Annotated in this window: 15 protein-coding genes and 1 tRNA gene; 11 read left to right on the top strand and 5 right to left on the bottom strand. The window is 45.6% G+C overall.

Features of this window, described 5'->3' with window-relative positions:
• Nucleotides 1-24: 24 nt before the first annotated feature.
• Both OFAG_RS10160 and OFAG_RS10155 read right to left on the bottom strand, forming a co-directional pair.
• Nucleotides 25-681: a YiaD family glycine zipper/OmpA-like lipoprotein gene (locus tag OFAG_RS10160; protein ID WP_005876230.1), complete on the bottom strand. Its 657-nt coding sequence runs from the start codon at nucleotides 679-681 to the stop codon at nucleotides 25-27.
• Nucleotides 682-1,000: 319 nt separating this feature from the next.
• Entirely contained in the window at nucleotides 1,001-2,215 is a 1,215-nt protein-coding gene (locus OFAG_RS10155; protein ID WP_005876231.1) for an amino acid aminotransferase, read from the bottom strand.
• A 132-nt stretch (nucleotides 2,216-2,347) separates the two neighbouring features.
• On the opposite strand from OFAG_RS10155, the gene uvrB reads away from it, so the two are divergent.
• The 5 genes from uvrB to hemW all read left to right on the top strand — a co-directional run bounded on the left by uvrB (nucleotide 2,348) and on the right by hemW (nucleotide 7,887).
• Entirely contained in the window at nucleotides 2,348-4,447 is a 2,100-nt protein-coding gene (uvrB, locus tag OFAG_RS10150) for an excinuclease ABC subunit UvrB (protein WP_005876232.1), read from the top strand.
• A 2-nt stretch (nucleotides 4,448-4,449) separates the two neighbouring features.
• Nucleotides 4,450-5,238 carry a uracil-DNA glycosylase family protein gene (locus OFAG_RS10145; RefSeq protein ID WP_005876233.1) on the top strand — a complete coding sequence of 263 codons (789 nt, stop codon included), beginning with the start codon at nucleotides 4,450-4,452 and terminating at the stop codon, nucleotides 5,236-5,238.
• 101 nt (nucleotides 5,239-5,339) lie between these two features.
• On the top strand, nucleotides 5,340-6,080 hold the full coding sequence (rph, locus tag OFAG_RS10140; protein ID WP_040720203.1) for a ribonuclease PH: 741 nt from the start codon (nucleotides 5,340-5,342) through the stop codon (nucleotides 6,078-6,080).
• Nucleotides 6,081-6,097: 17 nt separating this feature from the next.
• Nucleotides 6,098-6,682 carry an RdgB/HAM1 family non-canonical purine NTP pyrophosphatase gene (rdgB, locus tag OFAG_RS10135; RefSeq protein ID WP_040720201.1) on the top strand — a complete coding sequence of 195 codons (585 nt, stop codon included), beginning with the start codon at nucleotides 6,098-6,100 and terminating at the stop codon, nucleotides 6,680-6,682.
• On the top strand, nucleotides 6,679-7,887 hold the full coding sequence (hemW, locus tag OFAG_RS10130) for a radical SAM family heme chaperone HemW (protein ID WP_005876235.1): 1,209 nt from the start codon (nucleotides 6,679-6,681) through the stop codon (nucleotides 7,885-7,887). The genes rdgB and hemW overlap by 4 nt, the downstream gene beginning before the upstream one ends.
• Before the next feature lie 179 nt (nucleotides 7,888-8,066).
• Here the strand turns inward: hemW and OFAG_RS10125 are convergent.
• Nucleotides 8,067-8,154, bottom strand: a tRNA-Ser gene (locus OFAG_RS10125).
• 463 nt (nucleotides 8,155-8,617) lie between these two features.
• On the opposite strand from OFAG_RS10125, the gene OFAG_RS10120 reads away from it, so the two are divergent.
• Nucleotides 8,618-9,214, top strand: coding sequence for a helix-turn-helix domain-containing protein (locus OFAG_RS10120; protein ID WP_005876236.1), 597 nt, complete (start codon nucleotides 8,618-8,620; stop codon nucleotides 9,212-9,214).
• 224 nt (nucleotides 9,215-9,438) lie between these two features.
• On the opposite strand, the gene OFAG_RS10115 is transcribed toward OFAG_RS10120, so the two are convergent.
• Both OFAG_RS10115 and OFAG_RS10110 read right to left on the bottom strand, forming a co-directional pair.
• Nucleotides 9,439-11,235 carry an ABC transporter ATP-binding protein gene (locus OFAG_RS10115; RefSeq protein ID WP_231371696.1) on the bottom strand — a complete coding sequence of 599 codons (1,797 nt, stop codon included), beginning with the start codon at nucleotides 11,233-11,235 and terminating at the stop codon, nucleotides 9,439-9,441.
• Nucleotides 11,236-11,606: 371 nt separating this feature from the next.
• Nucleotides 11,607-12,860 (bottom strand): WaaS/CpsH family glycosyltransferase, encoded by a 1,254-nt coding sequence (locus OFAG_RS10110; protein WP_020995242.1) that lies wholly within the window; start codon nucleotides 12,858-12,860, stop codon nucleotides 11,607-11,609.
• A 279-nt stretch (nucleotides 12,861-13,139) separates the two neighbouring features.
• Between OFAG_RS10110 and rfbA the strand changes: the two genes are divergently transcribed.
• The 5 genes from rfbA to OFAG_RS14385 form a co-directional block, all read left to right on the top strand.
• Nucleotides 13,140-14,039, top strand: a complete 900-nt coding sequence (rfbA, locus tag OFAG_RS10105) for a glucose-1-phosphate thymidylyltransferase RfbA (RefSeq protein ID WP_020995241.1) — start codon at nucleotides 13,140-13,142, stop codon at nucleotides 14,037-14,039.
• Nucleotides 14,026-14,595 carry a dTDP-4-dehydrorhamnose 3,5-epimerase gene (rfbC, locus tag OFAG_RS10100; protein ID WP_005876240.1) on the top strand — a complete coding sequence of 190 codons (570 nt, stop codon included), beginning with the start codon at nucleotides 14,026-14,028 and terminating at the stop codon, nucleotides 14,593-14,595. The genes rfbA and rfbC overlap by 14 nt, the downstream gene beginning before the upstream one ends.
• Before the next feature lie 11 nt (nucleotides 14,596-14,606).
• Entirely contained in the window at nucleotides 14,607-15,446 is an 840-nt protein-coding gene (gene rfbD / locus OFAG_RS10095) for a dTDP-4-dehydrorhamnose reductase (protein WP_005876241.1), read from the top strand.
• A gap of 21 nt (nucleotides 15,447-15,467) precedes the next feature.
• A complete protein-coding gene (locus tag OFAG_RS13035; protein ID WP_051347033.1) occupies nucleotides 15,468-17,240 on the top strand; it encodes a rhamnan synthesis F family protein in 1,773 nt (590 codons plus the stop codon).
• A 53-nt stretch (nucleotides 17,241-17,293) separates the two neighbouring features.
• On the top strand, nucleotides 17,294-17,785 hold a 492-nt coding region (locus OFAG_RS14385), incomplete at its 3' end, for a dTDP-glucose 4,6-dehydratase (RefSeq protein WP_020995239.1).

The raw sequence follows: 17,785 nt of genomic DNA, 5'->3' as shown, positions 1-17,785 counted from the left end.
GCATTTTTTATGGTCATGTCTGTTTTATTTTGCGCGTTCGCCAACGTAGATTTCGACCCGGCGGTTTTCCGCGCGTCCTGCGGCCGTCAGATTGCTGGCAATCGGATCGCTGGAACCTCTGCCTTCAACCGTGAAACGGTTCGCGGCAACGCCCTGGCTGACCAGATAGTTTCTGACGCTCATGGCACGTTCACGCGACAAAGGCTGATTGATGGCATCGCTGCCGGTATTGTCGGTATACCCGATGACAGTGATGCTGGTGGAAGGATTGTTTTTCAAAGTGGTAGCCAGATCTCTCAGGATCGTCTTGAACTGGGGAGAAATGGTGGCGCTGTTCGTAGCGAATGAAACGTCGCTCGGAATGCTGACCTTGATCTGGTTATCGGATGTCTGAACCACTTCGACACCGGTTCCCTGTGTAGCGGTTTGCATTTCCTGCTTCTGTTTTTCCATGTGGTTGCCCCACAGATAGCCGGCTCCACCGCCTATCAGGCCGCCAAGAGCGGCACCCGCAGCGGCCCGTCCCCAGCCGCCGGGACCGGTAACGGCGCCCAGTACGGCGCCGGCGGCAGCGCCGACTCCGGCGCCGGTTGCGGTTTTTTTCTGGGTGTCATTCATGTTTGCACAGCCGGTAACGGCTAAAGTCGCTATTAATGCACAGGCAGTCAATTTTGTACGCATGATGTTCTCCATGAGGAAATGAGATGCTTTATTTTCCATAAACCTATAAATGGTGTTTTGTTCCAGCTCATTGAAAAGTCAGTAATTCCTTCAAAAACAGGCCGTTTGGACGTTTTTACTGTATGCGCTTGTCCGATCGGGCTTCTTATCCGGATAGACGATGAATTCGATGTCGATTTCAGGACGTTTGTTCTGACAGTAAAAATGCCGTTTCGTTTCATCTGCGTTTAAGCTGGAACAGTAAAGCGGAAAATAAGCATGAAAAAATCCGGGAAACGTTTTATAAACGTTTCCCGGATCAGGGAATGAAAAACAGGGTTCAGAGAACGTTTGAAATGGCGTTGACTACACAATCCATATTATGGGAATTCAGGGCGGCAACACAGATACGTCCGGTATTGACGATATAGACCGAAAACGCTGTTCTCAGCTTTTCGACCTGTTCTGGAGTCAGGCCCGAATAGGAGAACATGCCATTCTGATGGATAATGAAGCTGAAATCCTGACCATCTTTTCTGGCGGAAAGTTCGTCTGCCAGTTTATGCCGCATTTCATGGATGCGGACACGCATGCCCGTCAGCTCATCTTCCCACATCCGGTGCAATTCCGGATTGGACAACACGGTTGCCACGATTTTGGCGCCATAAATGGGCGGGTTGGAATAGTTTGTCCTGATGATGCGTTTCAGCTGGGACAAGGTACGGGCCGCTTCGTCCGCATTGCCGGCCACAATACTGAAAGCGCCGACCCGTTCGCCGTACAGGGAAAACGATTTGGAGAAAGAATTGGAGACCAGGACCGGTGAATAAAGCTTGGAAAAACGGCGCACGATTTTGCTGTCGGCTTCAATCCCTTCCGAAAATCCCTGATAGGCCATGTCGAGGAAGGGAATGAGTTTGTTTTCCTGAACGACTTCGATGACCTCGTCCCATTGTACATCGGAAAGATCGGCGCCGGTCGGATTATGACAACAGGCGTGAAACACGACAACCGAATGGGCCGGCAAGGTTTTGAGCGTGCCGATCATGCCGGAAAAATCCACGCCACGGCTGACGGGATCGTAATAGGGATAGGTATTGACCCGGAAGCCGGCATATTCAAAGAGGGCGCGGTGGTTTTCCCAGCTCGGGTCGCTGATCCAGACCTGCGAATCCGGGGAAAAACGTTTCAGAAAATCGGCGCCGATTTTGAGAGCGCCTGTTCCACCAATAGCTTGTACCGTCGCAACGCGGTTTTCACTTAATACGGTATTGTTTTCCCCGAAAACCAGTTTTTTTACAGCGTTGTCGTACAGGGACAGGCCGTCGATGGGCAAATAAGTATGAGGGCTTCCCTGGGCCGTTATCCATTTTTCAGCTTCCTGAACGCATTTCAGGAGAGGCACCTTGCCGTTGTCATCGTAATAAACGCCAACGCCAAGATTGATTTTGTTCGGATTAGGATCCGCATGAAAAGCTTCGGTAATGCCCAAAATAGGGTCACGGGGCGCCATCGGAATGGCGGAGAAAATGGTTTCCGGAATAGATTCGTTCATCGTGATAACATTCAATATTTATTGCGAAATGCAATCCGCATTTTTAATGCATAAAGCAAGCCGTGCAGAGCGAAAAAACAAAATTTTTTTGCTTTTTCTGATGTACAACATCTTATCAAAGGTACGAACCTCATGTCTCACTTATCGCTTATTTCTTCAAAAAAAGAGGACGGAAAAGTCGTTACTTTCCCGAATTCGCCTTTTGAACTGCATCAGCCTTTCCCGCCGTCGGGCGATCAGCCGGAAGCGATCGACAGGCTGGTTGAAGGAATTGAAGACGGTTTGTCCTATCAGACATTGCTGGGCGTGACCGGGTCAGGAAAAACCTATACGATGGCCAATGTGATTGCCCGTCTTGGCCGTCCGGCGATTGTTTTCGCGCCGAACAAGACCCTGGCGGCCCAGCTGTACAGTGAATTCCGGGAGTTTTTCCCCAACAATGCGGTTGAATACTTTGTCAGTTATTACGATTACTATCAGCCGGAAGCCTATGTGCCGCAGCGGGATTTGTTTATCGAAAAGGATTCCGCCATTAACGAGCATATTGAACAGATGCGCCTGTCGTGCACCAAATCGCTGATGGAGAGGCGCGATGTTGTGATTGTAGCAACGGTTTCGGCCATTTACGGGATCGGAAATCCCAGTGAATACCATCAGATGATTCTGACCTTGCGCACGCGTGACAAAATTCCGCAGCGTGATGTGATTACCCGTCTGGTCCAGATGCAATATACGCGTAACGATATCGATTTCAGTCGCGGTACTTTTCGGGTCAGAGGCGATACGATCGATGTTTTTCCGGCAGAAAATGCCGATTATGCTCTCCGTATCGAAATGTTCGACGACGAAATCGAAAGTCTTCATTTCTTTGACCCCTTGACGGGCAAGGTTTTGCAGAAAATTCCGCGTTTTACCGTTTATCCGGGCTCGCATTATGTCACGCCACGGGAAACCGTTTTGAGGGCGATTGAAACCATCAAGGAAGAACTGCGGGAAAGGAAGGAATGGTTCAGGCAAAACGGCAAATTCATCGAAGAGCAACGTATCGATCAGCGAACCCGCTTCGATCTTGAAATGATGCATGAATTGGGGTTTACCAAGGGGATCGAAAATTATTCCCGTCATCTGACCGGGAGAAAGGCGGGTGATGCGCCGCCGACACTGGTCGATTATCTGCCCTCGGACGCGCTGATGTTTCTGGATGAATCGCATGTCACCATCGGCCAGCTGAACGGCATGTATAACGGCGACCGTTCCCGTAAAACGAATCTGGTGGATTATGGGTTCAGGTTGCCGTCTGCACTGGATAACCGGCCTTTGCGTTTTGATGAATTCGAAAGCAAGATGCGGCAGACGGTTTTCGTTTCCGCAACGCCTGCCAATTATGAACTGGCCCATTCGGGACAGGTTGTTGAGCAGGTGGTCCGCCCGACAGGGCTGGTGGATCCGGCTATTGAGGTGCGGCCAGCCAGTACGCAGGTTGACGACTTGCTGGCGGAAATTCATGACCGGGTCGAAAAAAGCGAACGGGTGCTGGTCACGACACTGACCAAACGCATGGCGGAACAACTGACGGAATTTCTCTCGGAAAACGGGATTCGTGTCCGCTATCTTCACAGCGATATTGATACCGTCGAGCGGGTGGAGATCGTCCGGGATTTGCGTTTGGGAACGTTTGACGTTCTTGTGGGCATCAATCTGTTGCGCGAAGGACTGGACATTCCGGAGGTCTCGCTCGTTGCCATTCTGGATGCCGACAAAGAGGGATTTCTGCGTTCCGAACGCAGCCTGATCCAGACGATCGGACGGGCGGCGCGCAATCTGAACGGTTCCGCGATTTTGTATGCCGATACCATGACCGATTCAATGAAGCGGGCCATTGACGAAACGGAACGTCGCCGCGCGAAACAGTTGGCTTACAATGAACAGCACAATATTACCCCTGCCGGCATCATGAAAGAAATCCGGGATCTGATCGATGGGGTTTTCCATCCCCAGGACAGTTTGCAGGAATTGCATGTGGCGGATGAACAGGCTCAATACGATGTCATGTCGGAAAAAGAGTTGAGCCGGGAAATCAAGAAACTGGAAAAACAGATGATGGAACATGCGAAAAACCTGGAATTCGAAAAAGCGGCGCAGACGCGCGATCAGTTGCACCTGTTGCGTGAAAAGGCATTTGGCGCAGCCGTGATCGACCGTATCCGTCTTGAATCGGCAAAGAAAAAATGAAGATGAACGATTACCCAGACATGATTGAAAATGCCCTGAAGAAGGCGCATCCCGGCTGGGTTCCGGTATTATGGGAAGGACTGTCTGCGCTGGAGCGGCAAACCCCCGGTTATTTCAAGCGCCTCGCCCAGGACGATTTCCTGCCGACACAGGGCAGGTTGTTTGCCGCTTTTTCGCAACCGTTTAATGCGGTACGGTATGTGCTGGTAGGAGAAGGGCCTTATCCCAGAGCGGAAAGCGCGTCAGGTTACTGTTTTATGGATGCCGCTGTCAGGGAGTTATGGTCGGAGACGGGTCTTTCCAAACCGGTCAATCGCGCGACTTCACTGCGTAATTTCATCAAGATGCTCCTGGTTGCGGATGGAAAAATTTCGCCGGACAATACGGGAAGCGACGTAATGAAAGCCATAGCCCATCAGGCGTTGAACGCCGGTTCTCCTTTTATCCAGACGTTGGCCGAAATGCAGGAAACCATGCTCGGTAAAGGCTTTCTGCTTTTGAATGCGTCTCTGGTTTATCGTTCTTATGTTCCGGCAGCCAGAGAGACGAAAGCCTGGCAGCCTTTTTTATACACTGTTCTGGAGGCGCTGGCCAGGCGGAGAGACCGTTCAGAAAAACCCGTCCTGATTTTATGGGGAAAAATGGCTGAAAAACTGATGGCCTTGCCGTTTGCCGAATCGTTCGACTGCATTGTTTCGGAGCATCCCTACAATCTGTCGTTCATACAGAACCGGGATATGCAGGCCCTGTTTCGACCGCTTGGGCTGCTTTACAGGCAAACAGGCGATTGAAGCCAGACGGGCTTGGCAGCTCTTCCGGCAAATTAACGGTTTTCAATTTTTTTATTAAGTGGCATTATTGAAAAATACGTCAACTACACTGAAATTTGAATATGTCTAATTCCGAAATCATCCGCTCCAATGGCCGTCCGCTCGATGCCATGCGTTCTATCGAATTTATCCGCAACTATACCAAATATGCGGAAGGTTCCGTTCTGACGGTCTTCGGGGATACCCAGGTGATCTGTACCGCCAGTATTGAAGAATCGGTTCCTCCTTTTCTTCGCGGAAGAGGACGCGGGTGGCTGACGGCGGAATACGGCATGTTGCCCCGTTCGACACATACGCGCATGGAAAGGGAAGCCGCAAGGGGACGCCAGTCGGGCCGGACGCAGGAAATCCAGCGTCTGATAGGACGTTCGATCCGGGCGGCTTTCGATCTGAACGCATTCGGTGAACGGACGTTGAGACTCGATTGCGATGTCATACAGGCTGATGGTGGAACCCGTACCGCTTCGATTAGCGGTGTCATGATTGCCGCCTATGACGCTTTTTCGCTGATGGTGGAAGAAGGCCTGATTGAAAAAGTGCCGCTTCGCCATTTTGTCGCTGCGATTTCAGTCGGCGTCATTCAGGGAGTGCCGATGCTCGATCTGGATTATCAGGAAGACAGTTCATGCGACACGGATATGAATGTTGTCATGACGGAAGCGGGCGATTTTGTTGAAATACAGGGAACGGCAGAAGGAGGCGCGTTCAGTCACAGCCTGTTAAACGAAATGCTCGGAATGGCTCAACAGGGGATCGGCGAACTGATTCACATGCAAAAAAGAGTTCTCGGTCTCGACGATTGAAAGAGCGGTGTTTGGCAATGGCAAAGAAAATCGTTCTGGCTTCCGGAAACCCCGGCAAGCTGAGAGAGTTCAGGCAAATGCTGGAACCGGCAGGTTATACCGTTGTTCCGCAATCGGAATATCGCATCGGTGAAGCGGATGAGCCGTATTTTACGTTTGTGGAAAATGCCCTGACCAAGGCACGCCATGTTTCCCGCCTGACCGGGCAGCCGGCATTGGCCGACGATTCCGGATTGTGCGTCAATGCGTTGCAGGGCAAGCCGGGTGTGCTGTCGGCCCGTTATGCAGGAGAACCCAAATCCGATGATCGCAATAACGCCAGATTGATTGCCGATCTGGCCGGATTTTCCGATAAGACAGCCAATTATTATTGCGTACTGGTCTATGTGCGTTCAGCGGACGATCCGCAGCCTGTGATTGCCGACGGCAGGTGGTTCGGCAACATTGTCGAGGAGCCGAAAGGAAAAAACGGGTTCGGTTACGATCCTTACTTCTGGATTCCTGAATTTGGGAAAACAGCGGCGGAATTGTCCCCCGATGAAAAAAACCGGTATTCCCATCGCGGCTTGGCGCTACGGGCGCTTCTGGAGAAGTTGCCGTGATTTCGCAGCAGCCGGCTAACGGCAAGGCGCCGGAAACGCCTGTTTCTTCTCTTCCTCATTTTGATGTTTTGCCGCCGCTTTCCCTGTACATTCACATCCCCTGGTGTATCCGGAAATGCCCTTATTGCGATTTTTATTCGCATGAAAAGACATCGGTTCTTCCGGAAAACGAGTATCTGAAAGTGTTGCGGCGGGATTTGGAATTATCGTTACCTCTGATTGAGAACAGAAAGATTTCCAGTATTTTTATTGGAGGAGGGACACCCAGTCTGTTTTCAGCGGGTGGTATTGATAAGCTGTTATCCTTTGTACGGGAACTCTTGCCGGTTTTACCGGATGCGGAAATATCGCTGGAAGCGAACCCGGGAACCTTTGAAGCGGGCAAGTTCCAGTCTTACCGAAGGAGCGGAATCAATCGGCTGTCAATCGGCGTCCAGAGTTTCACGCAGGAACGGCTGCATGAACTGGGGCGCATTCACGATGCGGATGAAGCCAGGGCTGCCGTCGAGACAGCCGGACATTATTTCGACAATTTCAATCTGGATTTGATGTACGGTTTGCCTTTCCAGACACTGGATCAATTGAAAGATGACGTATCGATTGCCCTGTCTTATAAACCGGCTCACCTGTCTTTTTATCAACTGACGATCGAACCGAACACCTATTATTTCAAACATCCTCCTGTTCTACCCGATGAGGACGCGATTGACGAAATGCAGACCTGGATCGAAACGTCAACGGCTGCCACAGGTTATGAACATTATGAAGTTTCCGCTTATGCCAGAAGCGGACGCCAATGTCTGCATAACAGGAATTACTGGCTATTCGGCGACTATCTGGGCATCGGAGCGGCGGCCCATTCCAAAATCACCTTGCCGGATCAGCGAATTATCAGACAGATGCGCTTGCGCAATCCTCATTTATACATGCAAGGCATAAAGCAGGGTATTCCGCTGGAAGAACAGTTCGAGGTGCCTGTTTCCGACCTCGGGTTCGAATTCATGTTAAATGCGCTCAGGCTGACGGACGGGTTTTCACCGGCATTGTTTAGGGAACGGACCGGTTTGCCCCTCTCGGTCATTGATGAAGGCCTTGCCAGGGCCGCACATCTCGGTTTGCTCCACATCTCTCCTCTCCATATCCGGCCAACGGAGCTGGGCAAGCGTTTTTTAAACGACTTGCAACAGATATTTCTTCCGGACTGACCTGTCAAAACGCAAAACATATGCTTTTGCGGATGTGTTTCTTTCTTACAACTCTTTCATTTTTTTTGAACACAAGCTGACAGATGTTTTTTCTTGTCTGATACTACATCCGGATTCTGAATATTGAAGGAAAAAGAAAAAAATGACCGGTTTTTCGGGAATGGAGAGGAAGTCTGGCGTGGCGGAAGGGGTGGGATTCGAACCCACGGATGCTTTCACATCGCCGGTTTTCAAGACCGGTGCATTAGACCACTCTGCCACCCTTCCGGAAGAGCCGAATTATACAGGAACTTTCCGTTTTGAGGAATCCGCGAAATCGCTTCGGCGCTAAGGTTTGCTTAAAGATAAAGATGAACAGTTTTTGCAGTTTATTAATGGCGAGAACACAGAAAAAACCATTTAATGAAAAATATCGGTTTCGTACTGGAATTTTTCATAGGATTAATTTTATATCAATAAAAGAGATAATCCGGCCCAATTCTTTAATGAAAAATTAATAATATTTTTTATAAATATGAATGTTTTGAATGAAGAGATGAGAATAATGATTCAACATATACTGAAATAGTTGTTTTATATTTTTATCAGGTAACTATACTGTTTTGGTAAATATTTATATCTTTCAGGATTATTAAAGTCATTTTTTTATATTGATTATTGCTGTTAGAATTGATTACCTTATCAGGCATTCGTATTAATTAACACATTCTTTGTAAATACTGAGGACACAATGGCACAATCTGAAAAACAGCGGGAAAATACCATGCAACGCGATTACCAGAAAGTGACTGCTCACGCTATTGAAGACAAGAATGGCGCGGAAAACAAGGTTAAAAAACCTAAAAAGGTGCCGGGTTACAGGCTGATTAACAGGATCAAAAGCCGTTCGATCGAGCTGGGTGTTCAGGATCGATACATTGCGGATGTTATCGGTGTAACGCCCATTTACTGGTATTCCATCGCGAACGGTCACCGCAAGATTTCCGCGTTAAGCAAAGACAAACTGGAAAAGATAGCCAAATTCCTGAATATTCCTACTGTTCAGGCGATGAGTTTGGCAGATGTGCTGAGCCATGAAGATTTTTTTCTGGGCAGTCTGGAGGAACAGTTGAATGTTTCAATCGAACAGATGCGAAACGACCCGGCATGGATGAACTGGGCTCCTACTACTGAAGAATGGGATCAGCTTTCTATCGGAACCCGGACAGGCATTGTGATGTTATATGAAACGGTATTTCAAAAAATGTTGTTGAGAAGAGCTGAAATCGAAAATCCGCAACTTAAGGAAGCGATGCAGAATTTTTTTAATAAAGTGTCGCCTGAATGAGCGGATCCAAGTGGTGAAAGGGATTTTTATTCATTTTCAGGATAAGAAGAATTTTCTGTTTTTTTATAGCAAGGGGAAACAGGGTTTTACATTGTGCAAGACAAAAGACAGTCTTTCACCGCGAAGAAAACAAACTAGACTTCTCAACGATACACTGTCAACAAGACTCTTTTTATAAGAAGAGCAATTTGGTTTGGTCTGTTTGCAATGAATGATCGATTGGATTATTTCGTACTTTTTTTAAACTGGGCGTTGTACAAGGTTTTATAAAAACCGTCCTCTATTCCCATCAGCTCTTCATGCGAACCAATTTCCATGATTTCGCCCTCGTTAATCACAACGATCTTGTCCGCATTGCGTATCGTTGACAAGCGGTGAGCAATTACAAAAACAGTTTTATCCTTCATCAGGTTTTCGATTGCTTTTTGGACGACAGCCTCGGATTTGTTATCCAGTGCTGATGTGGCTTCATCCAGAATAATGATTGGCGCGTCTTTAATGAACGCTCTGGCAATGGCAAGCCGCTGTTTTTGCCCCCCGGACAGAAGAATTCCACGTTCACCAATATAGGTGTCAAGGCCTTCTTTGAGCGAAGAAGTAAAATCGGCCAGATAGGCCATGTCCAGCGCTTTCCATATTTCATCGTCGCTGGCATCCGGTTTGCCGATTTTTACATTGTCCCGTATCGTTCCTGAAAACAGGAAATTGTCCTGGAAAACGACGGCCATTTTATCTCTCAGGCTCGCAAGCGTGACCTCCCGGATATCAATACCATCTATGAGAATATGGCCGGAGTCAACGTCATAAAAACGAGGCAATAAACTGACGATAGTGGATTTGCCTCCTCCGGAATTGCCGACCAGCGCAATACTTTGTCCCACTTTCGCGTCAAGATTGATGTTTTTCAGAACGGGGACTCCCGGGTTGTAACTGAAATTGACATTCCGGAATTCAATATTTTTATGTACTGTCTTGAGTTCGGTCGCGTTTTCCTTGTCACGGATGACCGGAATGCTGTCCAACAGTTCGAAAACGCGTTCGATGGCCATAAAAGAGAACTGGACGGAATTGAAGTTGTTGCCGAGATTCTTGATGGGCGTATAAAGCATCAACAAAGCGGAAATGAACGAAACAAAACCGCCCGGCGACAGCTGATTCGTCAGGATCAAATGCGATCCGTAACCGATCGTGGCCGCAATACCGAAAGAAGCTGTGATATGCATGACAGGCGAAAGCCAGGATGAACGCTGCGTCATTTTGATGCTGAGCTTGAACAACGACGCAAGGATTTTCCGGAATTTTTCCTTTTGTTGCGGCTGATAGTTATAAGCCATGATGGTCCGGTTTCCGGCAAACGTTTCATTGTATGCCGTAATCGTTTGGGATCCGGATGCAACTGTCTGTTTCATCAGGGCTTTGATCATGTTTCTTACTCTGGTCATCGGATAGAAAGTGCATCCGAGTACAACCATGGCAATAACCGACAGTTGCCAGGAGTTGTAGAAAAGAACGCCGATCAGCGAGAGGGACGAAAACAGACGGGAAAGAAAAAGTCTCAGATTTGATAAAAGCCCGGCACAGGCCAGATCGGCATCGTTATTGAACCGGAAAACGACATCACCAGAGTTTTGCCTGTCGAAAAAGGACGTCTCAAATGTCAATAACTTGTTGTACAGAGACATTTTGAGATCATTGGTGATATGAGAACCTACCCATACATTCAGATAGGTTGCCAGATAAGTAAGGCCCCCCTGGCAGATGGTGAACCCGATAATGAAAAGCGGAGCGTACCAGGCCGACGATCCGGTCGATTTTTCAATCAACACCATGTCCATGTACGGTTTCAGACTGAGTGCAATAACAGCATCAAGTGAACCTATGGGAATGCACAGGGACATTGCGAGCAGCGCGCGAAACCAGTAAGGTTTCACATAAGGCCACATGCGCCTGTAATTGAGGATAAACTGGGAATTACGTATTTTCTCGAACATTGGATTGACAATCAAGCTAATGTTATGCAAACGTAGTTTGCCTGGACTGGCAGGGCAAGAATTGGAATTTTATCGCCGCCCATCATGTTTTTTCTTGTTTGCGTTTTTTGTCATGGCAAACTGTTGCGTCACTTCTGTATTTTAATAGCACTTTCTGCATTCGTTTTTATGGTTTTGAAATTGGAAAACGAAATTATCCACATTAATGTCTGTTTTGAATTTTTTGCCGGATGACATAGAGCGTTTTTTACGTTTGTTTCCAGGAATTCAAGAAATCACTATCTCAAAAATATTCTTCTTGTTCAGGGATAATAACAGTTTTTTGCAATTTTTGTGTATCGGCCTGATTTTGGTTTATCCGGATTCCCGGAAAAGCAGACGTAATCCGTGCCGGCTTGCATTTAAGATGGACGCCACCAATTCCTGCAATCATAACGGTTACGGACCTCAGGCGGTAATGGCCTGAAATCACTCTCGACAAATTCTTTCAGTCGATCAAGCGAATCATGCCCTATAACGAAAAATCGTGAAGGGTGGTAAAAATCGCATTCCAGAACAATTAAACGATTGGTTATGATTTTACGTTCCAGCAATAACGCTTCAGGAATACGAAAAGAGAGCCCTTCATCCGGAGCCATACGATACATATCGACAATTATTTCTGACAGGCCGACGATTTTCAAATAGTTTGTGTAATCGATCCGTTCGTTATCAAGATCGACCATAATACGTTCATTGATGTATTGCAAAGCTGAAGGATAGAGCACACACAAACGTTCACGTATTTCTTTCAGACTGTTTAAACGCGAATGATCCAGTTTGCTTTTGTATGTTCCAATGAAAGTATAAAAATAATGCCTGGAATTGTTATCCACGTTCCTCATTACTTCGCTATTCACCGCATTGGGACGATAGGAAATGTTCAGTAAATTGGCATCTGCCTCATAGTATGACTCTGCCTCCTGAATAATATTTTTTTCTCTCAGCTTTTGAAGCGTCTTGCGCAATTTTTCAGTGCGGGTCCTTTTGGCTATTTGATCGATACGGTCATGAAATCTTAAAAAGACCTTTTTGTTCGGATGTAAAAGTTTATAAGCTTTCAACAGAAACGGATTGGCCAGGTTGGCAAAAATTGTTATACCTTCGCTATCTTCCGTAAATCGATTCCGTGATACAAGGGCCAGCATATAAATGACCATGTTACGGAAAGAATTGGTATGACCCGACAATTCAAAAACATCGAAATCCGGAAAATGCACCCTGAACATGTCAACAATATGAGCACTGGAAATAAACATGGAATTTCTGGATGAAGGTAAAAAAACAGTATCTACCAGATTCCATATATTGGCCGTTCTCTCATAATCGTTATGAAAAAACCTGATCAGAGTTCTTTTAAAGCGATCCCGGGAAGAGAGATTTTTCTTGTCTGGCCGTCCGGCAAAACGAACCGGTCTGAAAAATATGTCGTAAAAAGAGAAATCCCTTAACGTTTTTTTTGTGTCGATTTTCGGAAAATACTTACGGAGTAACGGAGGCGAAAATTCTTCGGACTGGCAATCAGAGATGACATGAATGTCAAGATCACTTGGTTTAAATGTATACGGGCGATCTTTAAGAAGACTGAGCCATCGAATCAAAGTCTGTTTAGCCATGGAATTCAACAGGAAAAAAGAGCCTGGAAATTGGGTAAAACACTATCTTCCGGTTAATTTTATAAAGGTTGCCTAAAATATTTTTTGGTGACGGGATGGCTTTACGTTTGAGCGTTTTTCTGTTTCTCTGTATGTTGCGCATGTTTTTCATGGATAACCGTGTTCCGATGTTGCCAGAAAGCAAATGAAGCTATGTGAAATTGTATAGTAATGTGATAGGCTGTACGGCACAGCCGGGTATCACTTTGAAGTATAATATTGCGCAAAATACAGGAAAAAATGGGAAAAATGAAAGGCATCATATTAGCAGGCGGAAGCGGATCACGTCTATATCCATTGACAAAAATAATCTCGAAACAACTGTTGCCGGTATATGACAAACCGATGATCTACTATCCGCTTTCAACCCTGCTTCTTTTTGATATCCGAGATATTTTGATCATTTCCACACCACTGGATACACCTAACATCGAGAAACTCTTCGGAGACGGGAAAAAATTCGGCCTTAACATCCAGTATGCCGTCCAGCCAGAGCCAAAAGGCATAGCCCAGGCGTTTACCATAGGAGCCGACTTTATTGGCAATGACGATGTTTGCCTGATACTGGGCGACAACATCTTCAGGATGCTGGAGGCGCTTCCGGAATTTAAAAAAGAAATTGACAAGAACAGGGGAGAGCGGGCAACCATTTTTGCCTATCATGTACCGGATCCCCAACGTTTCGGTGTGGTGGAATTTGACAGACAGTTCCGTGCCATCTCCATAGAGGAAAAGCCAAAAAATCCCAAATCCAACTATGCCTCCGTTGGATTGTACTTTTATCCTTGCGACGTCGTGGAAAAAGCGCGGCAGCTTGTTCCCTCAGCGCGTGGCGAACTGGAAATTACGGATTTGAATAATCAATACCTGAAAGAAGGACGAATGAGTGTGGTCCCCATGCGTCGGGGAAATGTGTGGCTGGATGCAGGGACACCCGTATCTTTAATGGAAGCATCCACTTTCATTGGCCTTATTGAGCAGCGGCAAGGCCTGAAGATAGCGTGTATCGAAGAAATCGCTTATCGCAAGGGATTTATAGATGACGCTCAGATGAGGAATCTGATTAACGATATGAAAGAGGGATCCAGCTATAAAGAATATCTGGAAAAAGTGTACAGGGAACGTCATGAACCTTATTGAAACGGCGCTTGAGGGCGTTTACATTATTGAACCCAAAGTATTCAGCGATCCACGAGGTTATTTTTTTGAAAGCTACAATCAGGACAAGTTTAAAAAGGCAGGTTTGGATTATGTTTTTGTTCAGGACAATCAGTCCAAATCGTCGTATGGAACCATTAGGGGGATACATTTTCAGACTGGAAAACATGCGCAGACCAAACTGGTATGGGTGCTGCAAGGTACCGTTTTGGACATTGCCGTTGATTTGCGGGTAGGTTCGCCTACCTTTGGCCAGCATGTCGCAGTAGAATTGTCGGGCGAAAATTACCGCCAGTTGCTTATACCGCGTGGTTTTGGTCATGGTTTCAGTGTATTGAGTGAAACGGCTGTTTTTTCATACAAGTGCGACAATTTCTATATGCCCTCCAGTGAAGGCAGTGTTCGATTCGATGATCCTGATCTGGCAATCGACTGGCGAGTGGACAGGAAAAGAGCCTTGCTTTCGGAAAAGGATAAAACCGCACCCGATTTTCAAACGTACTGTCGTTCACCCATATTCCACTATTTGAGTGAATAGGATCCTATTTTATGATGCTTGTTACTGGCGCCAATGGACAGCTGGGATCTGAATTACGAAATCTGCTGGGAGCTTCTGCTGTTTATATCGATCGGGAAACCCTGGATATCTCCGATGAAGCGGCAGTGCGGAATTACTTAAAAAACAACTGTTTTGATTGCATAATCAATTGTGCGGCATATACAGCCGTTGACAGGGCGGAAGATGAACCGGTCCAGGCAAACGCGGTAAATCATTTGGGCTCATTGTGGTTGGCAAAATACGGGAAGCGGATTATACATATATCTACCGATTATGTTTTTGACGGTACTAGCCATGTACCCTACCATGAAGAAGACAAGACCAATCCCTTGTCCATATACGGAAAGACAAAACTGGCTGGAGAAAAGGCGGTTCTCGATTATGCGGAAACAGCAGTCGTTTTAAGGACGGCCTGGGTTTACTCGCCGTACGGGAACAATTTTGTCAAGAACATATTGCGAATGGGCAGAACGCGTGAAAGCCTGCGAGTGGTATCCGATCAAATCGGCAGCCCTACAAGCGCAGGAGATCTGGCGAAATCAATAATTGAAATTCTCCAGCAAATGAAAACGGGGAAAAAGGATGTCTATCATTTCACCAATGAGGGAGTCTGTTCCTGGTATGATTTGGCGGTCGCTGTTATGGATCTGGCGGGTCTTTCTACACCAGTCATTCCTATAGAAAGCAGGGATTTTCCCACTAAAGCTGTTCGTCCTTTTTACAGTGTGTTGAGCAAGAGAAAGATAAAGACCCACTACGGGCTGGGTATCAGGCACTGGCGCGAAGCGTTAGGTGAGGTTATTAAAAAAATTAATGATAAAAATCATTAACCATCCGCTACATGAAATTTATTGAAAGATCCGGATGTGGCAGCGTTTTTTGAAAAAAATATTACCAGTTTCTATCATTACAGTATTAGAAGATACTGTTTCTTTGGAAAGACTGTATTTGCGAAAATTAATAATACCATTTCGCAAAAAAATAAATGTTTTCTGTTGGGTTTAAAAGTTTATGAAAGTCCAGAATCCGATGGACACATTGCCCAGGGCATACCGTCTTCTTTTGATAATCCCATAAATTTAGGGATAAGGAAATCTCTTCCAAAAATATCTGTCATTGTTGATTTGTCTGATGAGACGGTGTTTCCGGAATCGACATTTGACGCGCTGGCAAAGCAAACATATAAAAATTTCGATCTCATAGTAGCGGGGAATGTATCCAGTAAACAGATAACTGAAAAGCTGGATCGTTTTGTACAGGAAAACACGGATATTCCAGTCAATACAAGCAAAACAATAGAATCAGGAATTGAGGAATCCTCGGGAGAATACATCGCCTTTTGCATGGCGGAAGACAAATGGACGCGCGATCATCTTGAAAAGAAGGTAAACCTCATAATCTCTCATGAAAATCCCGTCATTATAGTAAATGATGTGAAAATTGGCGGATCGGATGAGTATCGCGTGTATATTCAGCAAATAATAAATGACGACAAGAAATATTTTAAAAACAAAATAAACAGAATACCTGACGAATTATGGCGAGCCAATCCCGCTGTCGTGAATCCTTCATGCTGCATGGTAAAAAAAGAGGCTTTTGCCGGGTGTGATTTAAACGGATACACTCACCATATTTTGTGGTATCAGTGGTTGTGGCGCCAGTTGTGCTCAAAAAATAACGTTTTCTACATAGCTGAAAAATTGACCTCATCCAAAATAACGGAAGAAAAAATAAAAAAACGAAGTATCAGTTCTGTTTATATCGATTTCCAGCTAATAAAAGGAGATTATTTGCTGGGTTATAAAAATAAAATCCCGGTATTGTTTCCTGAAAATGCTTGCAAAGTTGTGCAAACGTATGAAAAAATAAAAATAAACAAAAAAAGACTTGCCGTATTCGCCTCGTTTAACCGGGAAGGAGTTGTTGACGATTATGTGGTTTACTTTTTGCGTGAGTTGAAAAAGGTGGTGGATGGCATTGTCTTCGTAACGGACAATCCGGTTTTTCCTGGCGAACTTGACAAGATTCAACATTACATCATTCATGCGCACTGTGAAAGGCATAATGAATATGATTTTGGATCCTATAAGAGAGGATATCGCTATCTTTTGGAAAACAAAATGCTTGGCAATGTTGAAGAGCTGGTTTTTTGCAATGATTCCTGTTATGGTCCGGTTTTCCCTTTTGAGAACATGTTTTCTGCCATGAAAAGCGGAAACAGACATATCGATTTTTGGGGAATCAGCCAGAGTAACGAGATAAAAAATCATATCCAGTCTTTTTTTTATGTCTTCAAAAGCCATGTTTTTACAAATGAATGTTTTGACGCCTTTCTCTCTTCTGTAAAAAAGGAAAGCGATGTTTGTGGTGTAATTCTTAATTATGAGGTTAAGTTTACAGAGTATCTGAAAAACAGAGGATTTTCATATGATACTTATGTTCATTATGATTTAACGCATAATGCGAATATCAGTAAGATTTTTCAGGACAAGTGTCCACTGATAAAACTTAAAATGTTGAGCGGGGCGCATAACAAATCCAGAAGGACACGTGAAAGGCTTGTTTCTGAAATTGAAAAAGTCAATCCCGAGTTGTATGAAATAGTGAAAGAAAGTGTATTTTGAGATTTTGTAATGCCAATGTCCGGATTGAAATATTAAAAGCGTAGGAATAGGAAATGAAATCAATATTGATAACAGGAGGGGCTGGGTTTATCGGTTCCAATTTCGTGCCATATTTTGCCCAAAAATATCCTGATTATTTTGTGGTCAATCTGGATAAATTGACTTATGCCGGCAATCTTGAAAATCTTTCAGAATGCCTTTCCATGGACAATTATCATTTCATTGAGGGGGACATCTGTAACCAGGATTTGGTCAAATCGTTATTTCAGAAATACGATATTCGTGGCGTGATTCATTTTGCGGCAGAAAGCCATGTTGATAATTCCATCAATGGTCCGAGAACATTTATGGAAACCAACATCATGGGGACGTTCAATCTGATCGAAAGCGCCCGCTGTTACTGGATGACAGCGCCTGGTGAATATCGGGAAGGGTGCGAAACCTGTCGTTTTCACCACATATCCACAGACGAGGTCTATGGGACCCTTGGGGAGACGGGCTACTTTGCGGAAACCACTCCGTATGCGCCGAACAGTCCCTATTCA

The organism is Oxalobacter paraformigenes, assembly GCF_000158475.2.
GTDB lineage: Bacteria > Pseudomonadota > Gammaproteobacteria > Burkholderiales > Burkholderiaceae_D > Oxalobacter > Oxalobacter paraformigenes.
The sequence above is the reverse complement of the archived record's forward strand: the minus strand, read 5'-3'. Positions and strand labels throughout refer to the sequence as shown.